Genomic DNA, 19,809 nt, shown 5'->3' on the forward strand with positions numbered 1-19,809 from the left:
GGCCGGTCAGAGGATCCCGAGCCGGGCTCCGTAGCCGACGGCGTGGGCGCGGTTGCGGAGCCCGAGCCGGGTCAGCATGGTGTGGAGGGAGTTCTTGATGGTGCGGTCCGAGTAGCCGAGTTTGTCGGCTATCTGCTCCGTCGTCCACCCCTCGGAGAGCAGCCTGATGATGTCGATCTCACGCTCCGTGAGGGCGAACTTCGGGGCTCCCGAGGACTGCAGGATCCGCATCGCCTCGACCAGTCGGCGGACGAGCGTCGCCGGGAGGTAGGCGTGGTTGGCCCGGCTGCTCAGTATGGCGGCGAGGATGTGGTGCATCTCGGTCTGCCGGCGGGGCAGGAAACTCACCAACCCGTGGCTGATCGCGCCGGTCAGCTGGATCTCGGTGATGCTGTTGGCCACCAGGACGATGCGCATCTCCGGGTTGGTCGCCTCCAGTGCAGCACTCTTGATCCCGGCGAGCGTCGTGGAGATCACGTCGTCCGCGAGGATGACGAGCACGTCGGCTCTGGGCTGCTCCTCGACACCGAGTACCTCCACCTGCGGACGGGAGCGGAGGTACCCGATCACGCCCTCACGGGTGACTGGATCGCCGGCCCGGACGGCAACGGTGGGCGGCCGCTCGACGTTCGTGTCGCCCCGGCTGGGCGTGACGGTGCGCGAGCGGTGGTGAGACTCCCGTAATTGGGTACGGGACTGGGGGTTCGATTCCATGAGGGCGCCTCTGCGACGTTCGGGACTCCAGAAGGAGCTGTGGGGGACAAGGAGGGCCTTGATCGCCAGACAGAGCCTGCTTCGCGGAGGACGATCCGTCCATACGTGATATGACGCAGATCTCCGGATCCGACTGCAGGGCGGTCGCACCTCAATGACGTAGGAGGACCCGGACCGTGCGGGGCTCGTGCCACTCCTGGCAAGGCGTTCCAGGGCCGTTGGACCCGGGATCCGTCGGCCGTGGGATGGGCGGTCCGGGACGCGAGCCACTTTCCACCTCTTGGACATGGACGCCGGGAGAGATGGGCGGGCATGACGGATCCTCCTCGCACGGGACAGCAGGACAGCACGGCTACGGCTACGGCTACGGCTCGGAACAGGAACGGATCATGGTCCGCGCCGAACGGAGGTTCCTCAGCCAGGCTGCCGTGTGCCGCGCAGGCCTGGAACGTCCCTGCGGCAGGCAGTTCGGCCACACCCCGATGGCCGTACGGCCACCCGGTCCTGCTTGCGTGCTTCTGCCGCCCCGGTGGGCAGCGAAGCGCCCGGTAGCCGGCCCAGTTCATCAAGGAGACCCGGCGGGCCGAGAGGGTGCCAGGAGCCTCCAGGATCGAAGAGCGGCGACGGTAACCTCCGATGACCTGGAACTCCCACGGGTGCTCTTTCCACCGGGACCGACCGGCGCCATGGCCGCCGTGCAGGAGGAGGACTCGCGGCGCACGGGCGCACCGTGACCCGGCTCCTCACCTGATAGCGGTGTTTTCGCTGGTCAGACATAGGGCCGGTGAGGTGATTGCGTGGAAGTCGTGGCCTGTTGTGCCGTCGCTCCCCGGGAGGTCGAGGATCCAGGCCGAGTTGGCTGCGGCCGAGGAGAAGTGCCGCAGGATACGAACGACATGCGGGCGGCGGGTCCTGAGCCGGATCGGCGACCAGTGGCCCAGCGCTTCGGCACACACGCGAGGGCGGGCGAGGTGGACCCCGCCTCCGCAGTGGCGTACCACTGCGACAACAGGGCTTCCTGGTGAGCGCGTTGGCATAGACACCCTACGAGCTGCCAAGAGGCCCTGTTCCCAGGCCCGGCACCGGCCGCGATCACCCGATCGAGACTCCCGTTCGATGAGCGCCGCTCAAGATCGGAAAGACGACAGCTGCTCACCCGGCTGCGCCCAGGCGTGCATTGCCAGGGGGATCGGCCGGTTGGATCAGGTCCAGGGGCTGCAAGGCGCCTTGCTCTCGGAAAGGGCGCAGAGTCGGATACGCCAGATGTCCTTGCTCAGATTGATCGACACGCCTCCCGCCCGGGTTGACGGACTGTGAACCTCCGGAGTCGTCGTAGTGCTGGTACTCCACACGGATGGTGCCGCTCGAGCTCCAGGCCCAGAGCCGGCTCTCGGAGCCGTTGCCCGGGTTGTTGTCGAACGACGCCTGCCCGGATTTGAAGATGATCGTGGTGGCAGTCGTCCCGACCTCAGCAGCCGAGGCGGGGGTGGCCAGACCGGCGCTGACCGCGGTCAGCAGCGCCACAGGCGTAGCCGCTTTCGCGAAGTCTTCAAGCGCATGATCGCATTCACCCTTTCGGGTCCGCGTACACGAACTGTTGGGCAGTCGGTGCACGGGGTGTGTCTCCGCGGGCGCGGTGCGTGACACCGACGCCCCGTGCGGAGGGTGCGCCGACGCGGCTTGACGACATGATTCGTGCCGTCGGCGCCTGCGGTCCAGGCGGCTGCCCGTTCCTTCCCTCCTGCGTTGCCCTTATGACCCGGCCGCCGTGTCCGGCGGCGGCGCAGCACCCGGGCGCTGGACGGCGAGGGGTTGTCGAACAGTGGCGTCGAGCGACCATCACCGCAGGTGGAAGGGTATGCGAGTGGTCCGCACGAGCCGATCGACCCGACGGGAACCGCTTGACCGGTGCGTGCATCATGGGTCCCTGTCACACCCGGCACCGGCACCGGCACCGGCCCCGGCCCCGGGAGCCACGCGGTGCCGCTATGAGGAGGTTCCCGCTCGTGTCACGCCAGGTACTCCACGTCGACCCGTCGCGGCCCGGTGCCTACGGCACACTCGGCGAAGCGCTGAGCCGGGCGCGCAGCGGCGCCGTGATCAGCGTCGCGCCGGGCCAGTACCCCGAGAACTTGGTGATCACGACACGGGTGACCATCGCCGCCGAGCAGGCCCGCGGCACCGTGCACATCTGCCCGCCCGACGGCAGCGCGGTGGTGCTGAAGGCGGACGCCATGATGATGACCGATCTCGTCCTGCGCGGACGGGACGAGGACGTCCCCGTGGTGGCCGCGCTGCGCGGTCAGTTGGCGATGGACGGCTGCGAGATAACCGGCGCGGCCTGGACGGCCGTACTGACCAGGGACACCGGCGCACTCGCCATGAGGGACTGCCGGATAAGCAACCCGCGCGGAGCGGGTGTGGTCGACACCTCCGGCCAGGAGTCCTCCGTCGAGTCCTCCACCATCGAGCATCTGGGCACCACCGGGATCGTCCTGACCGACCAGAGTCGCATCACCGTACGGGGATGCAGCATCAGGGACGCCCGCGGCAACGGTGTCCTCGCGAGCGGCTCCGCCCAGGGCTCTGTGGAGGACTGCGACATCTCGTCGACCGACAAACCGGCCATCGCGTTGGAGGAGCACAGCACGACACGAGTACTGCGCACGGTGGTGCACGACACCAGTACCGGCGTGCAGTTGTCGAGCGACGCTCGCAACGAGCTGGAGGAGGTGCGGATCACCTCGACCGTCGCCGCCGGCATCGTCCTGTCCAGCGGCTGTGACCCGGTGTTGCGCCGCTGCCGCACAGCCCGCACCAAAGGGCCGGGACTCCTCGTCACCGACCGGGCCCGCGGCACCTTCGAGGACTGCTGGCTGGAGTCCGCCGAGGTCGCCGCCCTCCAGGTGAGCGGCTCGGCGGCACCGGTCCTCATCGGCCTGTCCGTACGGGACAGTGCGGCCGGCGCCAAGTTCGACGAGGGAGCCGTCGCCGAACTGGACCGCCTGGAGATGCTGGACATACGGGGGACTGCCATCTCCGTGACCGGCGGGGCCAACCCGCTGATCCGGCGGGCCAGGCTCCGCTCGATCGGCGGCCGCGGCGTGGACGTGACGGACTCCGGGCGCGGACGGCTGGAGGACTGCCACCTCGAGCGGACCGGCGAGGCGGCGGTGCACGTCGCGGGCGGGGGCAACCTCTACATCGGCGGCGCCAAGGTGGAGGAGCCGCAGGCCGAGGGGCTGGTGGTCGGCTCCGAGGGCGCGGTCACCGTCCGGGACTGCTCGGTGACCGGTGCCAACGGCATCGGTGTGCACGTCGAAACGGGCGGGGAACTCACCGCGAACCGGCTGCGCGTGCACCGGGCCGCCGAGCACGGCATGATGATCGCCGAACGCGCCCGCGCCTCGCTCAACTCCTCGGAGGCCAGTGGATGCGGCGGGGACGGGTTCCGGGTGGACAGCACCGAGCCCGTGTCGCTCGCCGGATGCTCCGCCCGCGAGAACCAGGGCGCCGGCCTGCTGCAGACCCGGCCCGGCGACCGGCTGTCGGTGGAGGACCTGACCTCCGCCGACAACGGCGCCCCGGACGCCTACGGCGACACGGCGCTGGACAGCCTCGATCCGGCGGGGGGCGCCCAGGGCTTCGGGCCCCTGGCGGACCTGGACCGGCTCATCGGCTTGGAGAACGTCAAGCGCCAGGTGCACACCCTGGTGAGCCTCGCCCAACTCGCGCGCCGCCGCGCCGAACTGGGCATGCCGGCTCCTCCGATGGCCCGCCACCTGGTGTTCGCCGGCCCACCCGGCACCGGCAAGACCACCGTGGCCAGGCTCTACGGTTCGGTCCTGGCCACTCTCGGGGCTCTGCCGAAGGGACATCTCGTCGAGGTCTCCCGGGCCGACCTGGTCGCCCAGGTGATCGGCGGCACGGCCATCAAGACCACCGAGGCGTTCCAGCGTGCCCTCGGCGGTGTGCTGTTCATCGACGAGGCGTACACCCTCGTGTCGGACAGCGGGCGCTCGGGCGCGGACTTCGGCCGCGAGGCGGTGGACACGTTGCTGAAGCTGATGGAGGACCACCGCGAGGAAGTGGTCGTCGTGGTGGCCGGCTACTCCGACCGCATGGACCAGTTCCTGGCCTCCAACCCGGGCCTCCAGTCCCGCTTTTCGCGCACGATCGAGTTCGAGAACTACACCGTGCCGGATCTCGTCGCGATCATGGAAAGCATGTGCGCCTCGCACCAGTACGAACTGGGCGAGGGCACACGGGACGCCCTGACCCTGCTCTTCGAGCGGATGCCCCGCGACGCGAGCTTCGGCAACGGCCGTGCGGCACGCCAGGTGTTCGAGGAAATGGTGGACCGGCAGGCATACCGGCTGTCCACCATGCGCACCCCCGAGCCCGGGGATCTGACGACGCTGCTCCCGGTGGACGTCGGCGAGCGGGAGGCCGCCGAGGTCGCCGGCAGCGGCGGGACGGAAACCGGAGCTCCCCTGGAGCGGCTCAACGAGATGATCGGCCTCGACAGCGTGAAGCGGGACGTCACCGACCTCGTCAACCTGCTGGGGACGGCGCGGCGCAGGGAGGCCGCCGGACTGCCGGCACCTCGCCTCAGCCACCACCTGGTCTTCACCGGTCCCCCCGGCACCGGCAAGACGACGGTGGCGCGCCTCTACGCGGAGCTGCTCGTCTCCCTCGGCGTGCTGCCCCGCGGCCAACTCGTCGAGGTGGCTCGGGCCGACCTGGTAGGCCGGTTCATCGGACACACCGCCCAGCTCACCCGTGAGGCCTTCGAACGGGCCCGGGGCGGCGTGCTGTTCATCGACGAGGCGTACACCCTCACCCCCGCCTCCGCGGCGGACTTCGGCCGCGAGGCGGTGGACACGTTGCTGAAGCTGATGGAGGACCACCGCGACGAGGTCGTGGTGATCGTCGCCGGCTACACCGAGGAGATGGACGGCTTCCTGGCCTCCAACCCCGGCCTGGCGTCGCGGTTCTCCCGCAGCGTGGAGTTCGGCAACTACACCTCCGACGAACTGGTCACCATCGTGCGCCAGCACGCCTCGGCGGCCCACTACGACTGTGCACCCGGCACCGCCTCGGTACTGCGGGCGTACTTCGACTCCTTGCCCAGGGACCGTACGTTCGGCAACGGGCGCCTCGCGCGCCGGGTACTGGAAGGCATGATCACGCGGCAGGCGGGGCGGATGAGCAGGATGTCGGCGCCGTCGCTCGAAGAGCTGCGCACCCTGCTCCCCGAGGACCTGACCGGGGCGGAGGCGATGGCGGAATGAACGTGTCCGGACGCACCCGGGCCGCGACGCCCCCGGCATCGGGCCCGGCACCGCGGCCCGTCACCCGCCGCGCCCGGCCCGGCAGACCCCTGACAGCCGCTGTGTCCATGGCGGCCGCGCTGCCGCTCCTGCTGCCTTCGGCCGCCTTCGCGGCCGTGGTCGGTGCCCCGCACGCGGAGTCGGTGAAACTGCCCGTCATGCCCGCCGTCCTCGCCGAGGGAGACCCCTGCACGGAGGCCTCCCCCCGGACGGTCCGGGCCGAGCCCCGCTATCAAAGGACACTGAACCTTCAGCAGTCCTGGCGGTTCGGCCGGGGCAGCGGGGTGAAGGTCGCGGTCGTGGACACCGGCGTCGCCACCGGGACCGCCCGGCTGGTCGGCCGGGTCACGCCGGTCAGCGGCGACGGCGACTGTGTCGGGCACGGGTCCTTCCTGGCCGGCCTGGTGGCCGCCGCCCCCGTATCCGGGACCGGGTTCAGCGGGGTGGCGCCGCAGGCGCGGATCCTCGCCGTGCGGGGCACCGACCAGCGCGGAACCCCGACCGCCGACACTCTCGCGGCGGGGATACGGGCCGCCGCCGACGCCGGTGCCCAGGTGATCCTGGTGGGTCCGGCACTGGCCCGCGGATCGTCGGGGCTGACCCGCGCGGTGGAGCACGCCGCCAAGCAGGACGCCCTGGTCGTGGCGGCCGCGGCACCGCAGCTGAAGTCCGGGACGAGTCCCGGGCCGGCCAAGGACTACTGGCCCGCGGCACAGCTCGGCGTACTGTCCGTGCTGGGGACGGCGGAGGACGGCTCCGTGCCGGACGACACGGCGGTACCGAGGAGGGCCGACCTGGCCGCGCCCGGCAGCGGTGTGATCGGTGTGGGCCCCCGCGGCAAGGGCCACCTCATCGGCAACGGCTCCTCGCTCGCGGCCGCTTTCGTGGCCGGTGCGGCGGCACTGGTGCGCGCCCGGTATCCGGACCTGTCCGCCGCCGGGACCGCCGAGCGGCTCGTCAGGAACGCCTACCCCGCCGATGTGCCCCGGATGGACGTCTACGCGGCGCTGAGCAGCTCCGGATCCGGCCGCACGGACGTGGCGCCGCCGCCCGCGCCGGCCCGGATGCCCTCCTACGAGGCCACCGAGGCCGCCGTGCGCCGGGGGACGCTGCTGGCCGGTGCCGGGGCGGCCACCACGGGTGCGGTGGCCTGGGCGGCCCTGGCGGTACGCGCCCGCGGCCGGCGTTCCGAGGACGCGGCCGGTTGACGGACCGGGGGTCTGGCAACGTACCCACCCAGCCCCCCGCTCCCCGGCCCGCCCGGACCGTCAGTACTCCCCTTCTTCCTCCAGAAGCGCCGTCTGGATCATCATCGGCTTGCGGCGCACGATGTAGTGGCCACGGCCGGGCGGCAGGTTCTTCGGCTTGAAGTTGCCGAACAGATAGCCCTCGGACGGTGGGCAGGACAGCAGCAGGCCTGGGGTGTTCGCCTCGTCCAGCCGCCGCATGAGCGGATCGGACAGGGCACGTGCCGCACCCGTCGCCGAGCGCACCACCACCATGTTCAGCCCCACTTCGTGACCCAGCCCCAGGAACTCGAAGAACGGCGCCAGCGGGTGGTCCACGGTGGTGCCCAGCAGGTCGTAGTCGTCGACGAGGACGAACAGTCGAGGGCCCTGCCACCAGTCCGCGAGTCGCATCCTGGCCGGGGTGATGTCAGCCCCGGGCAGCCGCTGCTTCAGTGCGTTCGCCGCCCCGGAGGCCAGTTCCCGCAGCGCGTCCGCGGACACGGCCGTACCGAGGCGGTACTCGTCGGGCACCACGTCCGCCAGGCTGCGCCGGTAGTCGACCGTGAGGATGCGCGCCTCCTGCGGGGTGTACCGCTCGAGGACCGCGCGGACGACCAGCTTGAGCAGGTTGGTCTTGCCGCTCTCCGTGTCCCCCACCGCCATCAGGTGAGGCGTGCGGCTGAAGTCGTGCCACACCGGTGTCAGGTTCTCCTCGTCGAGGCCGAGAGGTACCTTGAGCGTCGCCCCCTCCCGCTGCACGGCGGGCAGCTCCCGCGCGGGCAGCCTGGCGGGCAGCGTGCGCACCGCGGGAGCGGACGGCCCCTGCCATGCCGCGGAGACCCGGGTGATCAGGTCCGCGACGCCCTCTGAGAGGTCGTCGGCGGTCTGCCGCCCGTCGATGCGGGGGAGGGCCGTCAGGAAGTGCAGCTTGTCCCCGAAGGTCAGTCCACGTCCGCTGTTGTTGGGCACCGTCCTGGCCTTGCGGTTGTCGACCAGGGAGTCGATGCCGTCGCCGAGGCGCAGCTCCAGCTTGGTCGCCGCCTGGTCGCGCACCTGCGCGGAGAGCTCCACCCAGCGAGTGGTGGTCACCAACAGGTGGATCCCGTAGTTGAGGCCCTGGGAGGCGATCCGGTTCATCACAGGGAGGAGGTGGTCGAAGTCCTGCCGGACGGACTGCCAGCCGTCCACGACCAGGAACACGTCACCGTGCTTCTCGTCGGGGAAGTCGCCCCGGGCCCGGCGCCTGCGGTAGGTGGCCATCGAGTCGATGCCGTGGTCGACGAAGAACTGCTCACGATACGTGAGCGCTGAGGTGACCTCCGTGACCGTGCGTTTGATCCGCTCGGTGTGGAGCCGGGCGGCCACCCCGCCGACGTGCGGGAGCCCGGCCAGCTGGGACAGGGTGCCGCCGCCCAGGTCCAGGCAGTAGAACTGCACCTCGGCCGGGGTGTGGGAGAGGGCCAGCGCGGAGATCAGCGTACGCACCAGGGTGGACTTGCCGCTCTGGGAGCCACCGGCGATCGCCACGTGCCCGCCGGCCCCCGACAGGTCGACCACCAACTGGTCGCGGCGCTGCTCGAAGGGCTTGTCGATGATGCCGACCGGGACCCGAAGCCGACCGGTGCCCTTCCAGCCGTCGGCGACCAGTCCTCGGCCCTCGACGGCCGTCAGCGGGGGCAGCAGGGAGTCCAAGGTCGGTGGCTCGTTCAGTGGGGGCAGCCATACCTGGTGGGCGGGCGGACCCGAGTCCCGGAGGCGTTCCACGGCGACGGACAGCAGGGGCTCGGTGCTCTCCTCGCTCCCCTGGGGCTCCGGCTCGGGCGCCCGGACCGGCTCCCGGGGCACTACCCAGCTCGACGTCCAAGGCACGATCTGGCTGGCGACCCGGGCCTGGACGGCGCCCGTGCGCCGGTGCTGGTAGGGGCCGGACACATAGGCGGCGCGGAAGCGGATGAGGCCGTCGGTGCCGTGCTTGAGGAACCCGGCGCCCGGCTGCGGCGGGAGCTGGTAGGCGTCGGGCACGCCCAGCACGCCGCGGCTCTCGATGGCGGAGAAGGTGCGCAGACCGATGCGGTACGACAGGTGGCTTTCGAGCTGGTGCATCCGGCCCTCGTCCAGCCGCTGCGAGGCCAGCAGCAGATGGATGCCGAGCGACCGCCCCAGCCGGCCGATCATGACGAACAGCTCCATGAACTCCCGGTGCGCCGCCAGCAGTTCGCTGAACTCGTCGACGACGACGAAGAGGCTCGGCAGCGGGGGCAGATCGGCCCCTTGGACACGGGCTTTCTCGTACTCCATCGCCGAGGTGTAGTTGCCCGCGCTGCGCAGCAGTTCCTGACGGCGTATCAGCTCGCCGTGCAGCGCGTCCTGCATACGGGCGACCAGCGCCACCTCGTCGGCCAGGTTGGTGATGACCGCGGAGGTGTGCGGCAGTGAGTCCAGGCCGAGGAAGGTGGCGCCGCCCTTGAAGTCCACGAGGACGAAGTTCAAGGTCTCCGAGGAGTTGGTCAGGGCGAGTGCCAGCACCAGGGTGCGCAGCAGTTCGCTCTTGCCGGAGCCGGTCGCCCCGATGAGCATGCCGTGCGGCCCCATACCGCCCTCGGCGGACTCCTTGATGTCGAGTTCGACGGGCCGGCCGTCGACGCCGACCGCGACCGGCACCCGCAGCCGGGAGGCGCCGGTGGCGCGCCGCCACAGGACCGGGGGGTCGTGGCGGTGCAGGTCGGGAATGGACAGAAGGGCCGTCAGTTCCACGTCCGTGCTGAGCGGTTCCGACGTGTCCGTGCTGAGGCTCATCCGGTACGGAGCGACCATGCGGGCCAGCGACTCCGCCATGCGGGGGCCCATCGCGTCCGGCCGGCCCAAGGCGGTGGTCTGCTCCTTGCGGGACTTGTCGGTCCGTACCAGGGCGACCTTCTCCCGCTGCACGTCCAGCCTCAGGGTGGTACGGCCGGGCCGCCACTCCAGGCTGCCGGACACGTCCACGACCACGACGTTGCGGAACCCGGCGCCGTTGAAGCGGTGGTCGGTGGTGATCTGCACACCGTCGACCACCACGACGGCCAGGGGCTCGTCCCGGCCGGGCACGGCATCCGGGTCGAACACGGGCCGTTCGAAGAGATCGGCGCCCAGCAGGTCGTCAAGTTCCTCGACCGTGGAGACGAACATTCGTGCGGGTCCCGCGCCGTCCTGCTCGTGCGGGTGCAGATGGTGCGGCAGCCATTTGGCCCACTCCCACTCGGCATGTCGCTCGTCCGTCACGCACAGGGCGAGCCACAGCTCCTCGGGAGCGTGGAAGACGGCCAGCTGGGACAGGGCGGCGCGGACCATGTCGCGGCCCGCGGCCTCGTCACCGCGCAGCAGCACCTTGGACCACGAGCGCAGGTACACGGCGATCGGCTGGTCGGGTACCGTCGTGTAGGCCCGCACGAAGCGACGCAGGGCGTGCGCGCTCAGCGGCTCCAGATCCTCCACGGGCCTGGTGGCCGTCGGAGCCATCTGCAGCGCAAGCTGCTGGTCGCCCACGGCTATCCGCGCCTCACCGAAGTCCTCGTCGGCGGCGCGGCGTTCCCACAGACGCGTCGTACGCACCAGGCTGCGCAGCGTCGCCGGCTCCGGATGGCGCCAGGCCAGCGCCTGATACTGCTGGACGACGGCGGAGCGGACCTGGCGGCGAATCTGCGTCAGATAGCGCAGGTAGTCGCGCCGTTCACCGCGCACCCGCTGCTTGCGCTCGCTGCTGCGGCGCGCCCACTGCCCCACCAGCATGGCGGCAGCGGCGAGGAGCATCATGCCGAGCGCCACGTAGCTTAAGGCGTTGTTACCATTCCCGGGCCGCAGGTACATGAACATCATCGAGGCGGACATCATCGCCATCGGCAGATACGTCCACACCGCGGAACTGTCGGGGAGGACCTCGGGCAGTCCTGGCGGCTCCTGAAGACTCAGTTCGCCGTCCGGCATTTCGGGACCCCGACGCCGAGCCGGACGCCGGAAGAGAACCACACTCAACGGATTGTCTCCTTATCGCGGCCGCGGGAAAGCGCCGCCTCAGTGGATGACCGCCCTGCCTGGAAAGGAACATCGGTCAACGAATTGGATGCGAACCGGCAGGCCGGAGAGAATTCCTCGGCCCGTTCACCGGGCCGGCGGTCGGCGCACGTAGTCTGCATCCGATCAACGCACATTCAAAGCCCGGTCTGATGCTACTCAGAAAAGGCGCTTCCTTTGAACGAAACCTCAACCGCGGGCCTGTGCCGTCTTACCGTGCGCACCCCCCGCAATTCCCTCGATCTCGCGGTTCCCTCCGACGTACCGGTGGCCGACCTGCTTCCCGTCGTTCTGCGGCATGCCGGCACCGAGTTGGAGGAAGAAGGCCTGGAACACGGGGGCTGGGTGCTCCAGCCCCTGGGAGGGACCGCACTGGAGGGCGAGGAAACCCTCGCCTCATTGAACATCACAGACGGCGAGGTACTGTACCTGCGCCCGCGCGCCGACGAACTTCCCGAAGTGCGGCTGGACGACCTCGTGGACGGCATAGCCGACACCATGCGCCACCGCCTGCACACATGGGGACCCAAGAGCAGCCGCATGCTGCTGCGCGGGTTGATGGGCCTCACTGTGGCCACCGGACTGCTGATCCTCGCCTGGCCCGGAGTCCCCGAAGGTATGCGGGTGCCGGCGCTGGCGGTCGCCGCCGCGCTGCTGCTGGCCACCGCGGCGACCGCGGGCCGCGCGGTGGGCGACCCGGCCTCGGGGGCCGTGCTCGGCGTCTTCGCCGCACTGTGCCTCGCCCTGACGGGCGCGTTGGTGACAGGTGGTGACATGGCCGGACCCCGGAGCCACGAGGCGCTGGGCGCCCAGCTGCTGGCCGCGGGTGCGGCGGGCACGGGCGGCGCCGCCCTGGCGCTGGCCCTCGTCGGGCTCCACGCACCCGTGTTCGCCGGGGTGATCCTCAGTGCGCTGGCCGCGGCCGCCGCCGGGTCGCTGATGGTCTTCGCCGGGCTCCCGCTCCACGAGGCGGCCCTGGTGATCGCGGCGATCGGGGCGGCGCTGGGCCCGTTCGTCCCGTCGATCGGCTTCAAACTGGCCGGAATGCGCATGCCGTTCCTGCCGTCCAACCCCCGGCAGTTACAGGAGGACATCGAGCCGTACTCGAGCCGGAGTGTCGCCGTCCGCACCGAGGTGGCCGACGCCTGGATGACGGTTCTCTACGGCACGGCCGGAGCGGTGGCCGTGATCTGCTTCGTCGCCGTGGCACCGTCCCACGCACTGCCCGACCGCGTGACGACGGCAGTGCTCTCACTGCTCCTGCTGCTGCACGCACGGGGCCTCGGCAACGTCTGGCAGCGCCTGTCCATGGCCCTGCCCGGCACGCTGGGCCTCGCCGTGCTCACCCTGTCCCTGGCCGCGGCCGCGCGGCCTGAGCAGCGGCCACTCGTGGCCGGTGCGGTGCTCGCAGTGGCGGCAGCGCTCGCCGTCGCCTCGTGGTTCCTGCCGGGCCGCCGGCTCGTGCCGCACTGGGGCCGGGCCGCCGAACTTCTGCACAGTGCCCTCGCGATGAGCCTGCTGCCCCTGCTCCTGTGGGTCCTGGGCGTCTTCGGAAGCCTGCGCGGTTTCAACGGCTGAACGCTGAACGGAGAACACCATGCAATCCAAGCGGGATCAGGTCCAGGCGCACATGTTCGTCATGGGCCGGCTCAACTCCGGGATGCTGATGGCCGAGCCGGACGCGCCGGAGAGCCCCCTGGCCCGAACCTCCCGGGGCCTGGCGATCGGTGTGGTGATCGCCCTGCTCATCGGTGCCGGCGCCTTCGTCTTCGGGCTGCTCTCACCCGGCGGCAACGACTCCTGGCGCAGCGGCAACGCGCTGATCGTGAACAAGGACACCGGAGCGCGCTACCTCTACCTCGACGGCCGGCTGCGTCCCGTCCGCAACTTCGCCTCCGCCCGGCTGCTCGGCGGCAAGGACCTGGCCGCCGTCGCCGTGGGCACCAAGTCTCTGGCGGACACCCCGATCGGAGCCCCGGTGGGGATCGAGGGAGCGCCTGACAGTGTCCCCGGCGCGGACCGGCTGGAGCGCGGTGCCTGGCGGGTCTGTTCCGTCACGACAGCCGGGAACAGCGGGGCAGCGCCGGACGGCAGGGCGGACCAAACCGTGCTGACGGTGGGCGGCGACCGTTCCGCGGACCACTCCTTGAGCACTCGTGAAGCGGCCCTGCTCAAGGGCCCCGACGGTACGCTCCACCTGATGTGGCGCGGCAGCAGGCTCCGGCTCGACAAGGCGGGCGGTGCCGCGAGGTCCCTTGGGTACGGGTCCGCCACGCCCCGCCCCGTATCGGCCGCGTTCCTCGACGCGCTGCCGACCGGACCGGACCTGGCTCCGCCGGACGTCCCCGGCCGGGGTGAGCCCGGACCGTCGCTCGGCGACTCCGCCACCACGGTGGGCCAGCTCTTTCAGGTACAGGTTCCGGGCGGGTCGACAACCTGGCACGTGCTGGGCAGCAAGGGCCTCCAGCCGCTGACGGAGACTGCCGCGGCCCTTCTCCTAGGTGACCCGAAGACCCGCGCCCTGGCCTACGGCGAGAAGCCCCCGCAGGTGCGGACACTCGGCTCGGACGTCCTCGGGCGGCACCTCGCACCCGGCGGCGCCACGGCGCAGGCCGAACTGCCGGACTCGCCGCCCCGTCTGGCCGAGGTCCCCGACGGCATGACGCTGTGCGCCGTGGTCGAACCGGCGGACTCCGGCGGCACCAAAGTGTCGAGCGCCCTGGTGCCCACCTCGGCGCTCACCCCGCTCACGCAGCGCACCGGGGAGCGGGCCGCGGCCGCCTGCAACCCCGTGGACGGCATCGTCGTACCGCCCCGGCGGGGTGCGCTCGTCCGTGTGCTGGGCGCCGGCGGCGGGCCGCTCGGCGACACCACGTATCTGGTCGCGGAGAACGGGATCAAGTACCGCGTACGCGGTGAGGAGGCACTGTCCGCCCTCGGATACACCGCCCAGGACGCGGTCGCACTGCCCTCCCCACTGCCGGCGATGCTGCCGACCGGCCCCGAGCTCAGCCCGGACGCGGCCGCCGGGGCCACCGCGGCCCGGACCACCACGGCCGCCTGCACGGGGCGTTCCTGACCCTTGGCCGGCTGGGGGCGCGCGCTGCCTACGGCCCCTGCGCGTGCGTCCCGTGCCCTGCGGTCGGCGCGTACGGTGGGGCACTTTCCACTGCCCGATCGCACCCATCCCTGCGGGGAGGGGGGAAACCCCCTCCCCGCCGCGCTGTAGCTTTTGGCACGGGCCGATCCGGGAGCGGCGCTCGGCAACCGGTCTCATCCGTATTCCGAGAATCTCTTCCATGAATCTCTTCCTCGATCGATTGACTCTCGGTTCCGTTGGCACAGCCCCTGCGCCCGCTGCTCAAAGACTTAAAGGAGAACGGGATGTCAGAGATGACCAGCGCGATGACCAGCGCGATGCCCAGTGCGATGATCAGTGGGAGTGAGAGCGAGAGCGCACAAGCGCTAGGCCATTTGCAGGATGCCCATGCGGCACTCGTTCGAACCGTCGACGGAGTCGATGGTTCGATGAACAACCTGCTGGCGCAATACCAGGGCGTGGACGGCAATGAATACAATCGGCTCCTGCGTGACTGGATCACATACGCCATGAGCATTGCAGGCGATCTGACCAGCATCATCGACAGATTCGAAGAGAATACTTCCCAGATGCGGATTCAGTCGGTCGAGGCTGAGAGTGCGATTGCCTCGGCTGCAAACTCCGCCGCGGCAATCATGAACGGGCGATGACCGCAGCCGTCATCCACGGTATTTTCAGCCGACAAGGGAGCGTTTAGATCATGCCCGAGTATGACATCTATATCAACCCCAACGGGGCAGAAATCACAGTCGATGAGTTGCGGGCGGCCAATACGAGCATCCGACAACTGATCGAAACTCTCCGGAGTAACCTCAACGCGCTCCAAAGTTGGCAAGGGCAGGCCCGCGACCAGTACGAAATAGTCCAGAAAACCTGGGACGCCAAAACGGACAATATGGGACGGATTCTCCAAGGGTACTCCGGTGTGCTGCAGGCGAACACCGACGGCTGGAGGCGAACGGACGCCCGTAACACGGGTCTGTGGGACGGGGTGGGCGCCTGAGTCGCCCCTGTCTGTTTCAAGCTGAAAGGATCACGGCCGCATGCCCGACTTCCTGCAACTCGACGCACAGGCCCTGCGCGACTTCCGTGACCACGACGTCGCGGAGTTCATGAAGGAACTGAAGAGAATCAGGCGACCTGACTGGGCCCCGTCCCTGTGGGGCCTGCTGAACGGCTCTGAGCGCGCGGACGGAGCAGAAGAACAGGACGCGCTCCTGGTCGTCGGGCAGATGAGCGAGGGAGGCCCGGTGGCCGGAGGGCCGCTGCTCGCGGAAGTGCGGACATACGCACAGGAAATCGACGACCTCGTGGAGCAGAACGATACGCTGTTCCTGAGGATATCCGACAGTCTGAGCGATACCCTCACCAATCTCCTCGACACTCAGGGCAGCAATCTGCAGGCGATCGAGACGGCGGATTACCTGGAGTACTTGGACGGTGTGGAGGAAGTTCTGACCTCCACAAATTCGGCCACCTCGGATTTGCCCAATGATTCTGATGCGCCGGGCGAATCCGACGACGATTCGGCCTGAGCGCCGATCTGCCCCGTTTTTTTCCGATCCTTTGAGAGAACGTCATGCCCGAGAACGAGGAATCCGGAAGCGCAGGGGGCGATCCAGCCGCCAACGACGACTGGGCCACGGCCGTCCGTCTGATCACCGGTTATCCAATGCCACCACGCTCAGGGCTGTTTGACGACCTCAAGAGTGAGAACGGCATCCCCCTCTTCGAGGTCGTCGGCATCGACCACTGGCCTGTCCAGAGTGCTGCCGGCAACTGGGGCTGGCAGACCTACGGTTTCGACTTCGTCGTGCCCTTCTACGAGACCCAACAGGGCGACGGTTCGCACCGCGGAGTCCGGATGCGAGGCGTCAACATCCGGTTCATCGGGAAGGACGGCGCGCACCTCCTCTCCCCAGGGGAAAACCTGACACCCGAGGGGAACCGGACCAACCTCGCCGCCTACATCAGCGGTCCTCGCGTCGCCCTGGACGCGCTCAGGGATTCTCCGTACTCGACCCGTAATGTCAGCTACGCCGGGCTCACCGTGGCGAACCCGGACCATGTCAGCCTCGACTCCTTCCAGCGTTCCGGCATGGCCTTCGACCGCGCCGCGCTGTTCTTCCAGGGACGCGCGGACGTGCTGCAACAGTGGGAAAACGCCTTCGGCCAGGAGGAGTCCCCCTGGCGCGGGCAGGCCGCGGGTGCCTTCTGGGACCTGATCCACACAATCCGCCGGAACTACGACGGCTATGTCGATCAGATGGGCGGCCGTAACTACACTCCCGCGCACACCTTCTTGGGCGGCCATACCCCTGCCTCGCAGATCGCGGACTCTCTTGCCTGGGCCCAGGAGAGCCTGTGGAACGGTGTGAAATCGCTTCGCGCATCGTGGGAGGTGTTTGCCGGCGGGTGGCACGACCCCTGGCTCTGGCTTCGTTCCGAGATACAGCAGCTCGCGGGGTGGATTGTTGAGAACAACCACAGGCAGGTCCGGATGGACGGTTCGCGTCCGAACGGAAATCAGCAGGGAAATTCGACCACTCCGCAGCTGACTGCGGAGAAATTCGACAGAAATTACTGGACCGACCCGGGTTTCAGGCAGAACCATCCGACCTACGGGTTCCTGGCCTGGCCGGATTCCTTCAGAGGCGTGGGCCAGGAAGCCATCGACAAGTGGAGCGACTACGTCGACTACCTGCTGGGCGAAGTCGCGCGCGACGTCATGCGCGAGCTTACCGGCCTCTGGGCTCGGGCCAGCGAGAACGTGGGGGAGCAGGTACACCCGAGGGACACGCGGACGCCCACAGATATCTACAACGAGGGCGTGGAGGACGCGAACGAGGAATCGTTGGAACAGCTCTTCGGACCCGACGGCCTGCTCGGTGGTGGTGGTGTTGGGGAGTTGCTGAACGGGGGTGGGGGTCTTGGTGACCTTTCCGTCGGCGGTGGTGGCGGTGAGCTTTCCGATGTCGGTGGTGGTGTTGGGGAGTTGCTGAACGGGGGTGGGGGTCTTGGTGACCTTTCCGCCGGCGGTGGTGGCGGTGAGCTTTCCGATGTCGGTGGTGGTGTTGGGGAGTTGCTGAACGGGGGTGAGGGTCTCGGTGACCTTTCCGCCGGCGGCGGTGGAGACGGAGGCGCCGACGGTGGCCTCTCTGGCATCCCGCTGAACCCCGACACCACACCGGGGTCGGCGCTTCCCGGCGACGGCGATGAGACGTCCCTGACCCCTCCTGTCACGCGGCTCAATCCGGACGGCTCCCTGACGACCGTCTATCCCAACGGAAACTCGGTCACCCTCAACCCCCGTCAGGGGACCGCCGTCACGACCAAGCCCGACGGCTCCACCGTCACCACGGACCTCGAGGACGGCCCCCTGCTCAACCCCGACGGCAGCATCACCGTCGCCAATCCGGACGGGTCGGTCACCACCACCAGCCCGGACGGCACCGTCAGCGTGCTCAACCCGGACACCGACACCCGAACCGAGCTGGCCCCTGACGGGACCCTGACCACCACCTTCACCGACGGCACCGCCATCGAGGTCGACCCCGACACCGGGCTCGCAACCGTCACCGAACCGGACGGCGGCACCACCACCACCGACCTCAACAATGGATCGCTGGAGGCACCGGACGGCAGCACCATCGCCCTCGACCCGGACAGCGGTGTGCTCACCACTACCCACCCCGACGGCACCACCGTCACCCTCGACCCCGCCACCGGCAACATCGTCACCGAGCACCCGGACGGCACCGTCACCACGCTCAACCCGGACACCGACACCCTCACCACCACCAAGCCGGACGGCAGCAGCACCACCATCGACCTCAACGGCCCCACCCAGCCGAACACCGACACCGGCGAGGACCGCCCGGACCCCCTGCTTCCCGGTGACGGTGACAGTCTCAACCTTTCGGACGACTTCACCGGCGGAAGCATCGACACCGGCTCGTACGGCGGCGGTGGCAGCAGTCTTCTCAACAGCGGGCTGGACACCGTCGGGAGCGCCGGCATCGACGGTTTGGAGGACGGCGCGTACTTCGACGAGGACGAGGGCGCCGGCCAGGCGGGTCGGGGCATCGGTTCGCCTGCGGTGGCCACGGAGCCCGGCACTTCCGCGGGCACTCTGCTCAACCCGGACCCGGGGGAGACGTCGACGGCGCCCGGCACGATGGGGCCGGGCACGATGGGGCCGGGCATGATGGGCGCCGGCGGTGCCGGTGGCGGCAAGGAGGGCGGCTCGGAGCGGCAGCGGGAGGTCCATGCGGGCGCCACGGGCGCCTCGGGTCTGACCCCCCGGCGCAAGAGCCGCTCCGCGGCCCTGGACGACGAGGACGCCGTCATCACCCGGGGACGCACGGCGACGAGTACGGGCGCCTACGGCGGCGGCACGGGACCGGGTCAGCGGCGCACCGAGAGCGCGGACCGGATCCGCGCGAGCTGGAAGCCCGAGGACGAGGACGTGTGGGGCACCGACGAAGGCGGTGCACCGGCGGTCGTCGGCCGCTGACGAGCCCTCCACGCGGCCCGGCTGTCGGAAACGTGAGACAGAAAAGATAAGGAGGGTCAGCCATGGACGCCATGCAGCAACGCCTGGCCGAGGCCATGGAGCAACTGAAGGAGGCGGAGGCCGCTGTCGCGCGGGCGGAGGAGGAACTGCAGGGTTCCACATGCACCGTGAAGTCGGCGGACCGGTCCGTCGAGGTCACCGTCGACGCCCAGGGGGCACTCGTGGACATGCGGTTCCTGGGCGGTCTGTACCGGGACATGGAGCCCTCGGAACTGGCGGCCGGCGTGCTGGAGGCCGTGGAACGCGGCAGGACGATCATGGCGCGGCAGGTGGTGAGTGTCCTCGACCCGCTGACCCAGTCCCTCCCCGCCCTCCCCGAGATGCCCGGCCTCACCGTGGACTGGGCCAAGATCTTCGGGCCGGGCATTCTGGAGGAGGGGCCCGATGACATCGATGTCCGCTACTCCCAGCGCAGGTTGAGGGACGAGATCAGCGAGGACGGAGAGGAGTAGCGCTATGCCACCGGAGGCGTTCTCTGCCCAGACGGGACGGATTCGTCGGGCGACCGCGACCATTGGGGAGTTCCCCGTGCAGGTGAGGGCTTCCGTCCAGGACTTCGAGGACTCGGTCGGTCCCACTCGCTCCTGGCCGGGCGAGAGTGATGAGTATGCCAGGCAGATGCTGCCCGGGGAGAGGGAGGAGTGGGACCTCGCGGTCGGCGTGGGCTTCCGTCTGGCCGAGGTCGTCGGCCTCATTGAGCGAGGAGTGCTGACGAACCTGGGCGACTTCGAGCAGACGCAGGACTATGCGCTGGGCAGCATCAACGACACCCGGAATCGTCCGGGTCGTCTCTGACTCCCCGTCCCG

13 protein-coding genes are annotated in these 19,809 nt (G+C 69.7%); 10 read left to right on the forward strand and 3 right to left on the reverse strand.

Annotated features, from left to right (window positions below; translation table 11 throughout):
• Positions 1-6: 6 nt before the first annotated feature.
• Together AB0J04_RS25785 and AB0J04_RS25790 are read right to left on the reverse strand one after the other, a co-directional pair.
• Complete coding sequence (locus AB0J04_RS25785) at positions 7-714, reverse strand: response regulator transcription factor (RefSeq protein WP_363170915.1); 708 nt, start codon at positions 712-714, stop codon at positions 7-9.
• A 1,152-nt stretch (positions 715-1,866) separates the two neighbouring features.
• Positions 1,867-2,238, reverse strand: a complete 372-nt coding sequence (locus AB0J04_RS25790) for a hypothetical protein (protein WP_363170916.1) — start codon at positions 2,236-2,238, stop codon at positions 1,867-1,869.
• Between the two features lie 482 nt (positions 2,239-2,720).
• On the opposite strand from AB0J04_RS25790, the gene AB0J04_RS25795 reads away from it, so the two are divergent.
• Positions 2,721-6,008, forward strand: coding sequence for a right-handed parallel beta-helix repeat-containing protein (locus AB0J04_RS25795; protein ID WP_363170917.1), 3,288 nt, complete (start codon positions 2,721-2,723; stop codon positions 6,006-6,008).
• Between the two features lie 107 nt (positions 6,009-6,115).
• A complete protein-coding gene (locus AB0J04_RS25800; RefSeq protein WP_363170918.1) occupies positions 6,116-7,255 on the forward strand; it encodes a S8 family serine peptidase in 1,140 nt (379 codons plus the stop codon).
• A gap of 60 nt (positions 7,256-7,315) precedes the next feature.
• On the opposite strand, the gene eccCa is transcribed toward AB0J04_RS25800, so the two are convergent.
• On the reverse strand, positions 7,316-11,239 hold the full coding sequence (gene eccCa, locus AB0J04_RS25805; RefSeq protein ID WP_363170919.1) for a type VII secretion protein EccCa: 3,924 nt from the start codon (positions 11,237-11,239) through the stop codon (positions 7,316-7,318).
• A 264-nt stretch (positions 11,240-11,503) separates the two neighbouring features.
• Here eccCa and eccD point away from each other — a divergent pair, with 264 nt between their 5' ends.
• From eccD to AB0J04_RS25845, 8 genes are all read left to right on the forward strand, one after another.
• Positions 11,504-12,904: a type VII secretion integral membrane protein EccD gene (gene eccD / locus AB0J04_RS25810; protein ID WP_363170920.1), complete on the forward strand. Its 1,401-nt coding sequence runs from the start codon at positions 11,504-11,506 to the stop codon at positions 12,902-12,904.
• A gap of 19 nt (positions 12,905-12,923) precedes the next feature.
• Positions 12,924-14,405: a type VII secretion protein EccB gene (gene eccB / locus AB0J04_RS25815; protein ID WP_363170921.1), complete on the forward strand. Its 1,482-nt coding sequence runs from the start codon at positions 12,924-12,926 to the stop codon at positions 14,403-14,405.
• A gap of 305 nt (positions 14,406-14,710) precedes the next feature.
• On the forward strand, positions 14,711-15,076 hold the full coding sequence (locus tag AB0J04_RS25820) for a hypothetical protein (protein WP_363170922.1): 366 nt from the start codon (positions 14,711-14,713) through the stop codon (positions 15,074-15,076).
• Positions 15,077-15,126: 50 nt separating this feature from the next.
• Positions 15,127-15,429, forward strand: a complete 303-nt coding sequence (locus AB0J04_RS25825; protein ID WP_363170923.1) for a WXG100 family type VII secretion target — start codon at positions 15,127-15,129, stop codon at positions 15,427-15,429.
• Between the two features lie 40 nt (positions 15,430-15,469).
• On the forward strand, positions 15,470-15,961 hold the full coding sequence (locus AB0J04_RS25830; RefSeq protein ID WP_363170924.1) for a type VII secretion system-associated protein: 492 nt from the start codon (positions 15,470-15,472) through the stop codon (positions 15,959-15,961).
• A gap of 44 nt (positions 15,962-16,005) precedes the next feature.
• On the forward strand, positions 16,006-18,942 hold the full coding sequence (locus tag AB0J04_RS25835; protein WP_363170925.1) for an AAWKG family protein: 2,937 nt from the start codon (positions 16,006-16,008) through the stop codon (positions 18,940-18,942).
• Positions 18,943-19,004: 62 nt separating this feature from the next.
• Positions 19,005-19,454 carry a YbaB/EbfC family nucleoid-associated protein gene (locus tag AB0J04_RS25840; RefSeq protein WP_363170926.1) on the forward strand — a complete coding sequence of 150 codons (450 nt, stop codon included), beginning with the start codon at positions 19,005-19,007 and terminating at the stop codon, positions 19,452-19,454.
• A 4-nt stretch (positions 19,455-19,458) separates the two neighbouring features.
• A complete protein-coding gene (locus AB0J04_RS25845; protein ID WP_363170927.1) occupies positions 19,459-19,797 on the forward strand; it encodes a hypothetical protein in 339 nt (112 codons plus the stop codon).
• Positions 19,798-19,809: the final 12 nt, after the last annotated feature.

This window comes from Streptomyces sp. NPDC050263 (assembly GCF_040655955.1).
Lineage (GTDB): Bacteria > Actinomycetota > Actinomycetes > Streptomycetales > Streptomycetaceae > Streptomyces.

What these genes read in the sequence shown, in the direction of transcription:
- AB0J04_RS25820 (WP_363170922.1), top strand. Translation starts at nt 14,711, where the DNA reads ATGTCAGAGATGACCAGCGCGATGACCAGCGCGATGCCCAGTGCGATG.
- AB0J04_RS25830 (WP_363170924.1), top strand. Translation starts at nt 15,470, where the DNA reads ATGCCCGACTTCCTGCAACTCGACGCACAGGCCCTGCGCGACTTCCGT.
- AB0J04_RS25835 (WP_363170925.1), top strand. Translation starts at nt 16,006, where the DNA reads ATGCCCGAGAACGAGGAATCCGGAAGCGCAGGGGGCGATCCAGCCGCC.
- AB0J04_RS25845 (WP_363170927.1), top strand. Translation starts at nt 19,459, where the DNA reads ATGCCACCGGAGGCGTTCTCTGCCCAGACGGGACGGATTCGTCGGGCG.
- eccB (WP_363170921.1), top strand. Translation starts at nt 12,924, where the DNA reads ATGCAATCCAAGCGGGATCAGGTCCAGGCGCACATGTTCGTCATGGGC.
- eccCa (WP_363170919.1), bottom strand. Translation starts at nt 11,239, where the DNA reads ATGCCGGACGGCGAACTGAGTCTTCAGGAGCCGCCAGGACTGCCCGAG.
- AB0J04_RS25800 (WP_363170918.1), top strand. Translation starts at nt 6,116, where the DNA reads ATGGCGGCCGCGCTGCCGCTCCTGCTGCCTTCGGCCGCCTTCGCGGCC.
- AB0J04_RS25840 (WP_363170926.1), top strand. Translation starts at nt 19,005, where the DNA reads ATGGACGCCATGCAGCAACGCCTGGCCGAGGCCATGGAGCAACTGAAG.
- AB0J04_RS25785 (WP_363170915.1), bottom strand. Translation starts at nt 714, where the DNA reads ATGGAATCGAACCCCCAGTCCCGTACCCAATTACGGGAGTCTCACCAC.
- AB0J04_RS25825 (WP_363170923.1), top strand. Translation starts at nt 15,127, where the DNA reads ATGCCCGAGTATGACATCTATATCAACCCCAACGGGGCAGAAATCACA.